At 36.3% G+C, this 16467-nt stretch carries 4 protein-coding genes; all 4 read right to left on the bottom strand.

The genetic code is table 11. From position 1 onward, the window contains the following. Positions 1–10: 10 nt before the first annotated feature. Entirely contained in the window at positions 11–11035 is an 11025-nt protein-coding gene (locus G3A47_RS12940; RefSeq protein ID WP_166922948.1) for a non-ribosomal peptide synthetase, read from the bottom strand. Continuing rightward, on the bottom strand, positions 11035–12312 hold the full coding sequence (locus G3A47_RS12935) for a KamA family radical SAM protein (RefSeq protein WP_166922946.1): 1278 nt from the start codon (positions 12310–12312) through the stop codon (positions 11035–11037). Before G3A47_RS12935 ends, G3A47_RS12940 begins: the two co-directional genes overlap by 1 nt. Continuing rightward, on the bottom strand, positions 12312–13385 hold the full coding sequence (locus G3A47_RS12930) for an amidinotransferase (protein WP_166922944.1): 1074 nt from the start codon (positions 13383–13385) through the stop codon (positions 12312–12314). The genes G3A47_RS12935 and G3A47_RS12930 overlap by 1 nt, the downstream gene beginning before the upstream one ends. Before the next feature lie 11 nt (positions 13386–13396). Beyond that, positions 13397–16467 (bottom strand): non-ribosomal peptide synthetase (locus tag G3A47_RS12925; RefSeq protein WP_166922942.1); only part of this gene is annotated, 3071 nt, incomplete at its 5' end.

Here is a 16467-nt window from a genome sequence, read left to right as displayed (position 1 = left end):
TTGTATCTTTTTATTTCTCTATTTGATTTTTTATAATTTGGACATTGTTTTGTACATTCTCTTTTTGGAGTATTTCATAATGATCGCCTTCAAGCCTGATCACATTTATTTTACTTTTGATTAATGCTTGCCAAATACTGTGTTTCTCGATGTTGGAATTTTCACTAAGAAAAACATAGGTCGGGATATTAATCATCTTGTTTCCGGATATAAACGAAGTGATTTCCGCATATTTCCATATTCGTTCTACGATTGTTTTTCTTTCATCGGGATTAAATTTATTGAGCTGATTAAGTGCTAAGAATGCATCAACGTCAGCATCTTCATAAGCAACTGCTTTTTTATTTATTTTAACCGTCTGAGGTGGTGGCACAATATCTAATACTATAAACTTGTTGACTACTTTATAATCTTCGAGTTTTTTTAGCAGTTCATAAGCAAACAAACCTCCGGCCGAATAACCAAGCAGGTCAAGTTCACCTTCAATTCCGCTGTTCATTATCATTGATATAGCACTGTCTACAATGTCATTCAAACTGTTATGCATTTCTTTATAGGAATCTAAAAAAGAAAAATCAAGCGCATATACGTTATAAGTATCAAGGTGTTTTGACAACTCTAAGAAATCTAATGCCGTGGTGCTGATAGATGGTATGCACACTATATTCTTTGTTCTTCCACTGCTGAGTTTGTGTAGATAGATACCAGCCTCTTTATTCTTTGCATTTTTGTCTACATAGGCAGCTATGCTATAAATGGATTGGCGATTAAATACTTCAACTATCGGGAATTTTATACCGAACTCTCTTTCGATTTTAGAAATCAGTTGAATCATATTTATAGAATGTCCTCCGTATTCAAAAAAACTTGAATGAATTTGGATTTCTTTCTCTAAAATTTCCGTAAAAAAGCTTTTTATAATTTGCTCTGTTGCCGTCAATTTGGTTTCGGGCAATAGGAAGTCACTATTGAGCTTTAACTTATTCAATTTATTTTTGTCTACTTTTCCATTATCATTCAGCGGTATTTTATTCGCTACAATAATTTTTCGGGGAACCATGTATTGCGGTAAATACACAGACAAATGCTTTCTGATTGCATGATCATTCAGATAATTGCCCGTCGATTGTTCATTAAGCAAATAAGAATAATCCGTTTGAATAAAAGCACCTTCACTTTCAGTAGCCGATTTGAGACTGACTAGCTTAGAATATCCAAAATGATTACATACCGTTACATAAGCCTTTAAAATATCATCCTGTTCTAATGTGTTGAATGACGAAGGAGTCGAAATATTCAGAATGGCTACGGCATTGTATTGTGTCTCTTCTACCCTACGCAGTAAAATGCTCCTATCATCGGAAGCAGCAGTTGCGTCTGACAGGAAAACAGGAATAGCCGTTACACAACAAATTGTTTTACCGCTTTCGTCACTAATCATTATTTGCAGATCGGGATAATCGTAAAGTATCTGATCAAAATCCTTAGAAGAATGAAGAAGCAATGGCTCAATAGCTGCTGTTTTTGAAAGGTTAAGAAAATCTTCTCTTATCATTTCGTTTTGATGCAGTGTAATCCATGTGTACATGCTGCCATTACTAGCGACAAAGCTGTTGATTGCTTTTTCGGGTTCAATAAAAGCGATTAACTGTTCGTAGGATGCTTGCTTGTTTACAATTACTGCAGTATTGAAAATAGCATTATGATTTAACAGTACAGATTCTATTTCATCAATCTCAATCCTGTTGCCATTCAGTTTTATCTGATTGTCCAGTCGTCCATATACAATTAAATTACCTGCTTCATCATAAACACCCTTATCTCCTGTTTTGTAAAGCCTGGTGCTTAATCCGTCCTGAAAAGGATTATAAACAAAAGCATTTTCTGTTTGCTCGGGATTGTTCAGGTAATCTGCAGCTCCACCTATTGATGAGATATACAACTCTCCCGGGACACCAAGAGGGCACATTTTCATCTTCTTGTCCAGAACATATATCTTGGTATTGGCTACCGGCTTGCCTACTGGAACAAACTGATCTGTACCAATAGTGCTTATAGAACAGTCAAATCGGGTAGAATCTACAGTGGTTTCCGTTGGTCCATAACAGTTGAACAATTTACACTCCAGCACATTAAAAAATCGGTTTCTTAATGATGTCTGCAATAAAGCGCCACCTACAGCTATTCTTTTGAGGCTTTGAAGATTTGAGATTTCGTTTCTTTCAAGACCATCAACAATTGATTCCAGTAACAAAGGCACCGACTGCACATGCGTAATCCGGTACTTCTCGATATAGGTTTCATAGGCTTTTATGCTTTTTTCATCATCATCTTTCATCACGACAATTTTTGCACCTACGGCCAATGGCCATAAAAAGTCCATAATTGATGCGTCGAAGACTACGGGTGTATGAAATAAAACAGCTTCATTATCCTTGAAACTAAAAGCCTCTGTGGTAGATTTTATAATATTGATAATCCCTACATGCTTGATATTAATACCTTTTGGTTTCCCTGTTGATCCTGAGGTAAATATAGTATAAGCCAAATCTTGATTTTCTACCTGTACTTTTGGAGCATATTCAGGATACCCCGAAATATCTGTTGTATTCAGGTCGATGAACATTTTCGAGAAAGAAGAGTCCATAAATGCCTGAGACAAACATGCTGTAGTCGCAACTATTGTTCCTATTTCTGCCTGATTAATAATTTCTTCGATACGCTGTACAGGATAATCTTTACCCAGCGGCACATAAATCGCACCTGCTTTAAGTATTCCCAACACTGTGGCTACAAATTCTGTAGATCTCTGCATCAAGACTCCTACTCTGTCTTTTTTCTTAATGCCATTTTCGATCAGATAATGGGAAATTTTATTGGCAAGAGTATTGATTTGCGTGTAAGTAAGCTGTTGCTCGTTGTCAATTATTGCGACATTTTCAGGATATTTTACCGCAGTTTCTTCAATCAGGTTATGAATACCATAATCTTCGATAGTGAAAACATCTGCATTCTCAGTAAAATCGCTAATGATCGTTTTCTCTTCGGCCAGCAATATGTCGTAGTCTCCAATATTCTGCTCGGGAGTTGCTATACATTGGCGGATCAGCTGCTCGTATCGCTCAAGGAAATTTTGTGCTGTTGATTCTTTAAACAAATCCGTATTATAGCGTAAGGAATACCACATATAGTGCTTGGAGTGGTCAATCTGAAGGGTGAAATCAAAAACGGAGGTATGGTTTATTTTCAAATCATACTGACCCGTGATATCATTGATTGTGACACCATCAAAATTCCTTTCGGTCAATTCGGTGTCATCATTTTGCACACCAAAAAATACGGACATGATTTTTTGTCTTGAAAAATCTGTAGTCGGATTTAATTCTTCGATAATCTTGTTGAAAGGATACAAATGGTTCTCATAAGCATCCAACGAACTTTTCTTTGAATGCTCCATTAATTTACTAAAAGACCAGTTTTCATCTACTGTGCAGCGTATTGGTATCCCCGATGCAAACAGTCCGATAATATCCTCCAGATTCTCCTCATCTCTGTTCCAAATAGGAGTTCCCACGACAAAATCTTCCTGGTTCGTTAATCTGTATAATAATAAGTTTAATACAGAAATTAAAAAGATCTGATACGTGACACCATTTTGATTACAGAAATCGGTTATTTCCTGTTTGAAATCTAAAGCAACAGATTTGAAAATAAAATCTCCATTAAAGGAATGAACCAGTGGCCTTGGGAAATCTGTAGGCAGTTCCAGTGGCTCCGGTATTGTTTTGTATTTTTCTAACCAATATTGTCTTTGGGACTCTAATTGTCCCGTATCTATCAAAGCGTTAATCCACTCGGTGTAGTCTACATAATTTATCTTTAATTCCGGAAGACCAAAATCGCCTTTGGAAATCAAATTGTTGTAGCCCTGAGTCAGTTCTTTATGGAAATTGAAAGTGGATATCTGATCCCATACAATATGGTGCGTCTCTAACGTAAAAATATACTTGTCATCAGCCAGCCTAACAAGTTTAGTAGTACAGATTGGTGGTTTGGATAAATCGAAAACAGTATTGCTGTATTTTTTTATTATTTCCTCCACCTTACTTTCCTGCTCTAACTCTTGCCTGATATCGATCAGGAAGTCAGCAAAATCAAGTTCAATACTGTCCTTAAGAAGCTGATACGGCTTACCCTCATCTTCTATTAATGCTATTCTGAATATATCATGTCTGCCATAAAGATGTACTATGGTTTGGTATAAGGCCTCAATATTCAGATCACCACTGAATTCAAGTATGAATCCGATGTTGTAAAACGTACTGTTGGGATTAAACTTTTGCAGATACCATTCTGCAAACTGAACAGGTGATATTTTATACCTGCTCTTTCTGCTTTTTTTCGAAGGATTTGGCAATACCAGATTTAGCTTTTCTTTTTTATGAAAGTCAATTCTTTTTGCAAAATCTTCCAGAATTGGGTATTCAAAAAGGTCCTTCAACGGGATATCAACCTGAAACTCTTTCTTGACCTTTGTAATGATCTGTATAGCTGAAATAGAATGTCCGCCATTCTCAAAGAAATTGTCATTTATTCCTAACAGATCTCTCCCTAATATTTCTGTCCAAAATTCAAGAATCTTTTCTTCATACTTGTTTGTAGGCAGAACTATTGCTTTTTCAGGATTACTTTTTGAATCGCACTTTGCTAAAAGCTGGTTACGATCAATTTTCCCGTTAGAAGTAACCGGAAGACTCTGCATGATAAACAGCTTTGAAGGAACCATATAATCAGGCACGCTTTGTGCAAGGCGTCTCCTAATTTTTTCAGTTTCCCCCTCTATTTCTTCATTTGTAACAGAATTGTTTAGTACCACAAAGGCAACAAGATAGTTTTGTTCCTTGTTTTTGTTTAAAATTACTACTGCTTCTTTGATATCTGCGATTTGTAATATTTTATTCTCTATCTCGCCCAGTTCTATTCTCCTGCCATTGATCTTAACCTGAAAATCGCTTCTGCCAAAAAATTCGATGTTCCCGTCCGGTAGGTATCTTCCGACATCTCCTGTTCTGTACATAGGAACTTTTAAAGACTGAAAAGGGTCGTCTAAAAACACTTGAGACGTTTTTTGAGGATTGTTAAGATAGCCATATCCGACTCCTATACCTGAAACCACAATTTCTCCCCTCACTCCTATCGGCACCTGTTTAAACGAATCGTCGATGATGTAGATTCTGAAATTCTGCAAAGTTTTTCCAATCAATATATTTGGCCCTTGAGGGCAATCTTTCATAATATAATGCGTGATATCATCAGAAGTTTCTGTTGGTCCATAGGCATTGACAATCGGGATATTCGGAAAGGCTTCAAACCAATTGCTGATCAGGGCATGATGTACGGTCTCACCGGTAACTAGCAGATATTTTAAATATTGCAGTTCTTTAAAATCATTGTTTTTTGCTGAATTATACAGCAGTGACAAGTAAGAAGGCACTACTTCAAGAATACTTACCTTGTCTGAAGTTAAATCATACAACAGATATTCGGGATTCGTTATCGTATCATCATCATAAATGACAATTGATCCTCCCTGAACCAAAGCAGCAAAAAACTGCCATATCGAAATATCAAATCCTTGTGAAGCATTTTGTGCCACTATACTGGCACTCGTTATTTCCAGATCATCAATTTTTGCGTAGATGTGATTCATCATCCCCAAGTGATGTAAAATTGCACCTTTGGGTTCACCCGTTGAACCGGAAGTGTAAATGATATAGGCGGCATCGTCTAACTTTGACAAATCAGAATACGTGACGTTACTTTTTTTAAGTGAACGTTTATCGTACTGATATCTTTTTTGTACCCCTTCTGTGGTATGAATTTTAGATTTATCTAAAGAAATTAATGTATCATATCGAAAAGAATACAATTCATTTTCAATACTTCCGATTTTATCTGTATGCGATACCTTCTTGATGAAATTATATTTAAACTTTAAATCATCGAAGAAACCTCTTTCAACAAAAAATTCTTCGTCCCATTCCAGTTTAACTTTTTCATTGCTATTGGCCTCTTTATAATCATGCAAGGAAGATAGCAGACTTTCTTTCTTATCATTGTCCATGATATCTCCAACGAAAATTTTCCCTTTGTTTCCCAATAAGGCAAAACATTTTTCTAATACATCCAGAAGATAGTTATAGCCGTGAAAATTCTGTATAACGCTATTGATAATAATCAGGTCAAAATCACCCTCATCAATTTGGTCAATTTCATGGGCAAAAAGATTGTATTGATAAATATTATCAATTTCTAATTCCTTAATCGTTGCTTCATTGTTTTTTAAGACGCTTGCCGATAAATCTACTCCGTGATATTCCTTGACTAAAGGAGCAATGGCAAACATTGTAATTCCGGAACTACAACCTATTTCTAGTACTTTAGATTTTTTATTTATTTCCCGGTTTATCTTAAATCGGGCATTTTCACGATACTCGTTCATCTCTTCCCGGCTGAAAGGCTTACCTGTATAGCTATTGAGCCATCCACCGGCAGTGATATCATCTGTAGAACGTTCGGCTACATATTCCCAAAGATCTTGGCTCATAGAAGCATTTTTTGATTCAGCTTCCAGAAAGATATTTTCACTGTTGACGCAAAAGATACTTTTAAGACCGGGACAATCCCACTGCAATAACATGGCTTCCTTTACATAATTTTTGTCGATAACAAGCATCTCCAGACCGGCATCGTTGATTAGTTTTTTTATACGCTGATAAGGATAAGTTGTGTCAAAAGGCAGGTAGGTCATACCGGCTTTCCATATTCCTGTAATTGTTTTTACGATTTCAGGCGAGCGTTTCATTAAAACCCCTATAAGCTTGTTATCGGTGTTTAACGACAGAAAATCAGCAATCTGATTGCTTACGTCCTGAAGTTCGCCATAGCTAGTTTGCAGGCCATTATACAGAATCGCACATCGATCAGGATTTGTTTGTGAATGATCCTTTATATAATTCGGGATCGTTTTATGAGGAACAAATTTATCTGTCTTATTGAATTCGCTGATGCGTTTCCTGTCTTCATCGATTAGCAAATCATAGTCACTAAGATTTTTGTTCGAATCAATTCCGATCTGATCTAACAAATAATTAAAATGTTTGAACAAACGCTCAATATGCTCCGAGTCATAAACGTCGGTATTGTATCTGGCATTAAAAATAATTTCTCCGTTCGCTTGTTCCACCAGCATGATGTTGAGATCACATATCGCTGTTTTGTTATCTGCTTTTATCACATTCACTTCTACAGATTCTGCACTAAGATCTTTATCGGAAGAAATTGTATTGGCATAATTTTGAGTCTCAATCAAAATATCAAAAACCGGAGAACGGCCTAAATCTCTTTTAATATTTATGTCATTGATTAACTCATCAAAAGGATAGTTTTTATACTCAAATGCTTCAATTATATTATTCTTTGTTACCTCGATAAGGTCTGAAAATGTACCACTTGGATTAAACTGTGTCCTTACCACTAAAGTATTAATATAAAATCCGATTTGATCTTGTAACGACAATTTGTCCCTGTTTGCAATAACGGTACCTAATACAATGTCGGTGTTTCCTGTGTATTTATAAAATATATAATTAAAAACAGACATTGCTGTCATGAACAGCGTCGCATTATGGTCTTTGCATAATGCATGCAGGTTTTTTATGCTGTTTGACGGAAGATTGTAAACAACATATGTTCCGTTATAAGTCTGCGTTCTTGGACGCTCACTGAACGAAGGCAGGTCAATCTTCAAAAGATCTCCCTCGAGTTTCCGGCTCCAGTATACTTTTTCTTGCGCATCTAGAGTACTATTTTCCCATTCTGCATAATCCTTATTCTGAATTTCCAGAGGAACAAGATTTGATGGGATCTGAGCAGAAAAAGAATTATAATACGATAAAATGTCTTTCATTATTATTTTGAGAGACCAGGAATCGGATATGATATGGTGCATGCATATGAGCAGTAGATAACTGTCCTCTGCTTTTTTCAAGAGACTTAGCTGGATCAGCGGTCCCTTTTCTAAATCAAATTTATGCTGAATAAAATCCTCAATGTAGCTATTGATTAATACATCGGGATTATTTGCTTTGCTATAATCCAAATATTCCAACTCTGAAAATTCAGCGCTGAACGGCAACACGTCCTGTACAATTTCGTCATCTAAAAGAACGAACGCTGTTCTCAGTATTTCATGCCTTTCCATTAAAGCGGCACACGCTTTTTTTAAGTGATCAATATCCAGTTTCCCTTTAAGTTCAGCTACTACCGGAACATTATAGGCTACTGAAGCTTCATCAAATTTACTTAAAGACCAAAGACGCTTTTGAGAACTGGTTGTTTTATAATATTTTTTCTCCGAAATCTTTGGAATTTCAGAATAAGCAGAGTCCAATTTATTCTCTTGAATAAACGAGGCAAGCGATCTAATGGTAAAATGTTTAAAGATGTCCTTGATCTCAATTTTAATGCTCAATTTTTTATGCAAAAGCGATATCAGCGAAACAGCATTCAACGAATGTCCTCCGATGTCAAAAAAGACGTCATTAACCCCAACCTTTTCCAAATTGAGGAGTTCTTGCCAGATTAAGCTGATTCTTCGTTCTAAATCGCTATCAGGTGCTACATATTCTGAAGTCAGACTGTCTTCTGCATTTACGAACTTTGGAAGTTTTGCTGTATCGATTTTTTCATTTGTTGTTAAAGGAAAGCTATCCAAAAAGAAAAAATAGTCCGGCATATAATACTCCGGCAGTTTTGTTTTCAATTCTTCTTTGATCGTTACAGCCCTAATCGGTTTGCTATTATTTTTTGGAACTATGTAACAAACCAGATAATCATTCTCTGTTTTTGGATCCTGAATAACAGTTACAAAAGCCTGACTTACTTCATTCAATTTTAAAATTTGGTACTCAATATCAGCACTTTCTATTCTTATACCTCTAATTTTTAATTGATTGTCTTTTCGACCTATAAAATCTAAATTTCCGTCCGGTTGCCATCTTGCGAAATCACCGGTTTTGTAAAATCTGGTAGTATTAAAATTTTCAATGGTAACAAACTTCTCCGCATTCAGTTCGTTAGCATTATAATATCCATTTGAAACATAAATACCTGCTACATAAAGTTCACCAACCATTCCCATTGGTGTAAATTTTTTATGCTTATTAAGTAAGTATAGCCGGGTATTTTCAATTGGTTTTCCTACAGGAACCTTTTTAAGCTTTGACGAAAATGCAGAACAATCATAGTAAGTCACATCTACAGTTACTTCTGTTGCACCCCATGTATTTATTAATCTTGTGCCATTTGCAGCAAACAAAATATCGTTGAATGTATTGACAACCCTAGGCGAAAGAGATTCGGCACCGGTAAATACCCATCTTAAAGTTGCCAACTTTTCAACATGATTTTCAAACGTATTAATATAGTCTAAAAAAACAGAAAGCATCGATGGGACGAAATCAATAGTTGTTACTTTGTATGTGCTTACTGCATCAAGGATCGCTTCGGGATTTTTCTCTTCTCCATTAGGCAAAAAATAAATTTTTGCTCCTGAAGCCACTCCACGAAACATTTCACAAATTGAAGGATCAAAAGACAAAGGAGTTTTCTGAAGGGTCACATCACTGGCTGTGAGATCATACTGACGTGTTAACCAGCTCATTCTGGAAACGAAAGATTCATGCAAAATAAGTACCGCTTTGGGGTTACCCGTTGATCCCGAAGTAAATATAAGGTATGCCGGATCATTTGGGCCTGCTGTAGACTTACAATTTGTAACGGGATAATGATCTAACTGCAAATTATCAAGATCAACTATTATTCTGTTTTCATTAACTACAACGTGACTGTAAGGAGCTTTTGAAATTAGTATAGGAACTTCCACTTCAGCAAGCATCAGATCAATCCTTTCAGGAGGAAGTGTTGTATCTATCATTAAAAATGTCCCGCCAGCCTTTAGTATTGCCAATATAGAGATGATAAGATCATTCGATCTTTCTAAATAGACTCCGATTACAACATTTTTAGTATCGTTTTTTTCCTGTAGATAATGTGCTAAACGGTTGCTCCTTTCATTAACCTCCCCATAAGTAAATTGGCTTTGGGAATCGATTGAAAATAAATTATCGGGATTACTGGCGGCTTGCATTTCAAAAACAGAATGGATGGTATTGGCCGCAAGAGTAGTTAAACTCGCAGGTGGATTCAATCCGTCTTCGTAATATTTTATTTCATTATCAGAAAATATGCTGATATCCTGAATAATGATATCGGGATTACTTATGGCCAACCTCGCTACATTTAAAAAATGTTTCCCCATCTGCTCAAGATAGATGTTTGATACAGCGGCCGGGTTGACTTCTATTTTGCCCTCAAGCACATTACCGTTTTTTTCAAATGTAAAAACGATATCGTCGCTGCTCGATTGAACTGCATCATGAATTGGCTCATATACATGCCAAACGTTTGACAGATCGTTGCCGTTACCTCTGCTTTTTTCGGATAAAACATTCCGAGGATAATCCTGATTTTCATAAGACATCTCAACAGTCTCACTCAATTGCATTACAAATTCTTTAAAAGAATTTGAAGAATCAATTTTTTCGGATATGTAAACCGAATCGTTGAGAGTCTCCTCATCGGCATTTTCGTTTAAAACTGATGAAATTGTAGTTATCGTATCCTGATCAAGATAATTATAAAGCATGATTTTTAGAACAGCATCCAATAGGACATAAACAGACAAATCATTTCCTTTAGCCAGAGAAAAAATCTTTTCGCTGATTTGCTGATCAACACGAAAAACGTATTCCTCTTTCTCGAAATTATCCGAAACTGTGGCATTATTACTAAATAATAACTGTGTTTTCTCTGTTATTTGAGCGATTCTGTCAGACCAATATTTTTCTTGTTTAAGGAACTTTGCAGATGTAAGAGTTAAAACGGTGTCTAAAGTTGTATTGGTATTATCCATTAATCTTCCCTTTTTGAGTTTCTAAAATTTTTCGGCATTATAAAATTTTCATTCCCCTGAATCAAATCCATAATTGATATGTCTTTGCCTTTACTGTTGCCTGAAGTAATTTCCTGATCCTGTTCATCATCCGAATCTCTGTACACAGAAATAAAACCTTCATAGTTTCTTAAAACAACTTTATTCGGGGCATAACTTAAAACATAGTTCGGAGCCAGTGGGATTTTACCCCCTCCGTATGGGGCATCGATTACGAAAGTTGGAATCGCATATCCCGAAATATGCCCCCTTAGTCCTTCCATAATCTCAATCCCTTTGCTTATAGGAGTTCGAAAATGGCCTGCTCCTTTTACTAAATCACATTGATACAGATAATAAGGTCGTACCCGCATCCTTACTAATTCTGTACAAAGTTTACGCTGTATTTCAACGCTGTCATTTATCCCTTTTAATAATACGGTCTGGTTGCCTAAAGGAATGCCTGCTTTCGACATCTTATCACATGCCTGTTGCAACTCCGGAGTAATTTCTTTAGGATGATTCACGTGGATGTTCAGCCAAAGAGGATGGTACTTTTCTAACATGTCGCAAAACTCCTGAGTTACAATATTGGGGTTGAATACCGGTGTTCTCGAACCAATTCTAATAATTTCGAGATGAGGGATTTCTCTTAGTCGCATTAAGATAGATTCCAGTCGTTTAGGTGGTAACAGTAAAGGGTCTCCTCCCGATAGCAATACGTCCCGGATTTGGGGGTTATTGCTTATGTATTCAATCTGATTATCAAAATCAGTGGAGCTGTAATTTTTTGAATTGTCTCCCACCAATCTGCTTCTTGTGCAATATCTACAATAGGAAGCACATTGGGTAGTGATAAGCATTAAAACACGATCTGGATACCGGTGTACTATACCATTCACCGGTGAATACTCGTCTTCACTTAAAGAATCTGAATTCATACCGTTAAAATCAACCATCTCTTTCTCTGTCGGCAAAACCTGTCTTCTTATTGGACAGTTGAAATCGTCTTTATCTACCAGACTCAAAAAATAAGGCGTAATGTCGACTCTAAACAACGAGTTGTAATTTAAAGCGTTCGTTTCGGTTGGCGTAAGATTGATAATTCTGGATATTTCTTCAAAACTATTCAGTCTGTTGCTTAACTGCCATCTCCAATCATTCCATTTCTCATCAGGAACTTCATTCCATTCCGGATGCCTGTAAGATTGGATAAAAGATTTCTCTTTTTCGGTACTAATTATTTGCTCATCTTGCATTAAAAGTATGATTTAAGTTCGCCAGTTCTTCGTACATCCAATGTTGCACAGTGAAATCCTCCGCCAAAAGTGTTGAAATTGTAAAAACTACACGGTATTGGCTTCATACCAAATTTTTTAAGTGCTTCTATGGTTGGTTTTTCGTTTTTCTCAACCAGAATTCTTTCACTGTCAATCATAAAGGTGTTCATGGTAAGCCATTTGCTGCTCATATACAAAACCTGGCTGTCCGGCATAACCGGTGCAGGAGCTTTGAGAATGTCCCAACTTTTGAACATCTCAGGAATTCTTACCATCCTGTCTGGGTGGATCAACAGTTTACCTGGGGCTAACGGCACAAAAGTGGTGTCAATATGCATAGGGTGCCTGTCATTACAATCTATTTTATGAATTGTATATTCGTCCCCTATGTGCTGCTGAAGCCACTTAATACCTGCATCATTGGTTACGTGACTTTTAAGTACAAAGATGTCTTTACCGCATTTGGTAAAATCAGCGGCGTCAAATACCGGTTCAAAATCATTTATAACATAATTGATCGGATCGTTACCGCTTCCTTCCACATAATTATAGTCATAAAGTTCATCCAGCAATTGTGGCTTTGGAGCTGCCGACCATTTTGCGCCTTTATTAAAATATTCTTTTATCAATGGTCTGAAAGAATTCACTTCATGATGTCTTGACCTCCAAGGCATTGGAGCTTCAATTATGTTATCCCCAATAACCAATAAAACATCACGTGGCATTGCGCTATACAACCCGCCTTCACTTTTCCAGTCGGGAGTGCTATAAGGTCTGTTAAAATCTACCGGATCCGGTCTTCTGACGATTACTCCCTCCTGTTCCAAAATATGGGCCAGGTTGTCCAGTTCTATTTGCGCAGCTTTTATCTGTTCTGCGGGGAATAATTTCCCTCCATTTTTTTTATAAAAATCCCAATGGTTTTCAGGCATTGTTGCTTTGAGGGTAACATGCCAAGGTGGTACTGATGCACCTTCCATAGTTCCAACAATTACTTCTTCTAACGGGTCCCATTCATTGTAAGAACTTACAATAGATTTTGTTTTCGACATACTTTTTACTTTTAAAAATTAAAACTTATTTTTTTACTAACTTTTTCAGGATCTGATTTGATTGTATTTGATAAATTTATTTCTGAGATTTTTATTTCGGAGTTATGCAGTACCTGTTCAATAATTTGCCTAAATGAATTAGAAAATGCCGTAATTGTAGAAGGTTTGAATAAACTTGAATTAAACTCGAAGTTGATCAGCATAGAATTGTTATCCTGCACCATCGCATCGAGCGTTAAATCATATTTACTAATTCCTTCCGAGTACTTACCTTCATAAGGAATAATTTCTAATCCCTGTACATCTCTACTTTTGACAATGTCAAAGTTTTGTAGCGCTAACATTATATTAAATACTGAAGATGTTTTTGAACTGTCGTTTTTGAAAGACAATTCGTCTGTCAGCAAATCAAAAGAATAATTTTGATGCTCAAAAACCTTAAGATTATTAAGATGTACCTGTTCGTACAGTGTTGTAAAATCAATATCCTGATCGAATATATTCCGGATGGCTATAGTGTTGATATAGAGTCCGATTTGTCCCTCTAGTTCAAGCATGTCTCTACCTGAAACAACTGTTCCGATAATTATGTCCTGATTTCTTGTATATCTAAAAATAGCTATGTTTAATACCGATAATAAAAAAGAGAAAAGCGTTGCGTTTTTCTGCACTACCAGTTTTTCTATACTTGCTGTGAGCTCTTGGGAGAGTTCTAAATAAACATTCCCACCTGTATAACTTTTAACCATACTTTTGTGCGGAAAGTCTGCCGGAAGATTAGATATTGGCAGTTCGCCCTGTAAATGCCGCAGCCAAAATTCTTTGCTCTTCCGGTCTTTAGCCAGTTGCTCCTGATCATTCTTTTTCCATGATAGGTAGTCTTTATAATGAATTCGCAATGATGGCAAAGAAATATCTTTCCCTTTTACCAGGTTGTCATAATACCTAATGAGTTCTTCAAAAAGTATTTTCAGAGACCATCCGTCTGCGACCATATGGTTTAATGTTAGGTTTAGAATGTGTTCATTATCGCTTATTTTGATTATGTTTATTCTTAAAGGAAGATCTTCTTTCAGATTAAAAGCGAGGGTTAGTTCCTGGCGAGTAAGTGTCTCTGCAATCTCTTCTTTATTGACCTCTTCGGATAAATCAATAAAATTGATAAGGTTTTTATCTAAGTTTTCCGGTGCTATAATCTGCTGTTTAGGCTCTCCTTCAAAAAAAACAAATATCGTCCTTAAGCTTTCATGCCTTTGGATTACTCTTTTTACAGATTCATTAAACATTTCCACGTTTAAAGATCCCGATAAGATACATGCAAAAGGAATGTTATAAATGGCCTGTTCTTCTATGCTTGAGATAATCCAAAGTCTTTTCTGCATATCAGACATATCATAAAACTCTTGTTTTTGGACAGGAATGATTGGTGAAGCAACTTTTTTGAAAACTAAATCGAGATAAACACTCTGTGAGACAATCGTAGGATATTTAAACATGTCAGAAACTTCTATTCCATGGCCTATCTCTCTTTTTATTCTATTAATGACTTGTATCGCCTTCAAACTATGTCCGCCCAGCTCAAAGAAATTATCTGTTATTCCGATTGTATCAATTCCCAATACTTCCTGCCAGATATGGACTAATTGATGCTCGATATCGTTTGTGGGTGCTACATAGGATTTTCTTATAAAATCTTCTCCCTCGACATTCGGAAGGGCTTTACGATCTATTTTACCATTTGGAGTTAAGGGTAAAGCATTCAACGCCACATAAAAACCGGGAATCATATAATCCGGTAGGCGCTCTTGCAGAAAACTACGCAATTCTGATTTGTTGATATCCAATTGGGTCACCAGATAAGCCACTAAAACCTTCTCCTGATGGTGCTCTTTTGCTTCTACAACAACTTGTTTGAGATCTTCTGAATAGTCTAAAATGTTATTCTCTATCTCTCCCAGTTCTATTCTGTAGCCGCGAATCTTGACCTGATGGTCTTTTCTTCCTAAAAATTCAATGTTACCATCAGGCAACCAACAACCAAAATCACCCGTGTCATACATGCGCGAGCCTTCAATAAAAGGATTAGCGATAAACTTTTCGGCTGTAAGCTCAGGTTTGTTCAAATAACCACGGGCAACACCTGCTCCTGATACATACAACTTCCCGGTAACTCCTATCGGTAGTGGTTGTAAGGCCTCATCTAAAATGTAGACCTGAGTATTGGAAATCGGTTTACCGATTGGAATTGATCGATATTCTTGGTTTTGTACCAAATAACTTGTACTGTATGTGGTGTCTTCCGATGGACCGTATAAATTTCTAACTTCTGCTTTTTCGGTTTGAAGTTTTAAAACAATATCAACAGGCACTACTTCTCCTGCCATATTGATAAAGGATACGTTGCTTAAATCTATCCCCTCTTCTACTAATTTTCTAACGACCGAAGGGACTGTATTTAATAGTATTTTATTCTCTTTATTGATATAGTTTTTGATGTCTAAAGCGTTTTTTAAAACCCTTATTTTTTTTCCAATTGATAAGGGATAAAAGATCTCATAAACAGATAAGTCAAAACAATAGGACGTTACGGCATACATCATTTCAAATTTTGACGAATCGAACTCTAATTGAGACCAATTAATCAATTCAGATGCATTCCTGTGTTCTACCATCACTCCTTTAGGATTACCTGTAGTGCCTGAGGTATAAATGACATAGGCTAAATCTTCAGAGGTATTGATTTTCTCTAAATTCTCTTTTGAATAGCGCTCCTGAACGGCATTGAATCTCTTAAATGCTGCTTCATCTATAATGACTTTACTGGTACTGTCTTTTTCGATATAGGCTATTCTGTCTTCAGGATAATTGATATCTATTGGGACATAGGCAGCTCCGGATTTTAATATTCCTAAAATAGCGACAATCATTTGTTCGTTTCTATCGAGCTTGAGTCCAACTAAATCGTTAGGTGTAATCGAATAGTTTTCTCTTAAATAATAGGCTAATTGATTGGCGCTTTCATTAAGCTCCTGATAGGTAAATTCCGTTTCTTCAAATACAACAGCAATCGTATTTGGAGTTC

It is taken from the genome of Flavobacterium poyangense, from assembly GCF_011751075.1.
Taxonomy (GTDB): Bacteria; Bacteroidota; Bacteroidia; order Flavobacteriales; family Flavobacteriaceae; genus Flavobacterium; species Flavobacterium poyangense.
This window is presented reverse-complemented; position numbering and strand designations above follow the sequence as displayed.

Bases quoted from the DNA above. Each gene is read 5' to 3' on its own strand.
- G3A47_RS12930 (WP_166922944.1), bottom strand. From the start codon at position 13,385: ATGTCGAAAACAAAATCTATTGTAAGTTCTTACAATGAATGGGACCCG.
- G3A47_RS12940 (WP_166922948.1), bottom strand. From the start codon at position 11,035: ATGGATAATACCAATACAACTTTAGACACCGTTTTAACTCTTACATCT.
- G3A47_RS12935 (WP_166922946.1), bottom strand. From the start codon at position 12,312: ATGCAAGATGAGCAAATAATTAGTACCGAAAAAGAGAAATCTTTTATC.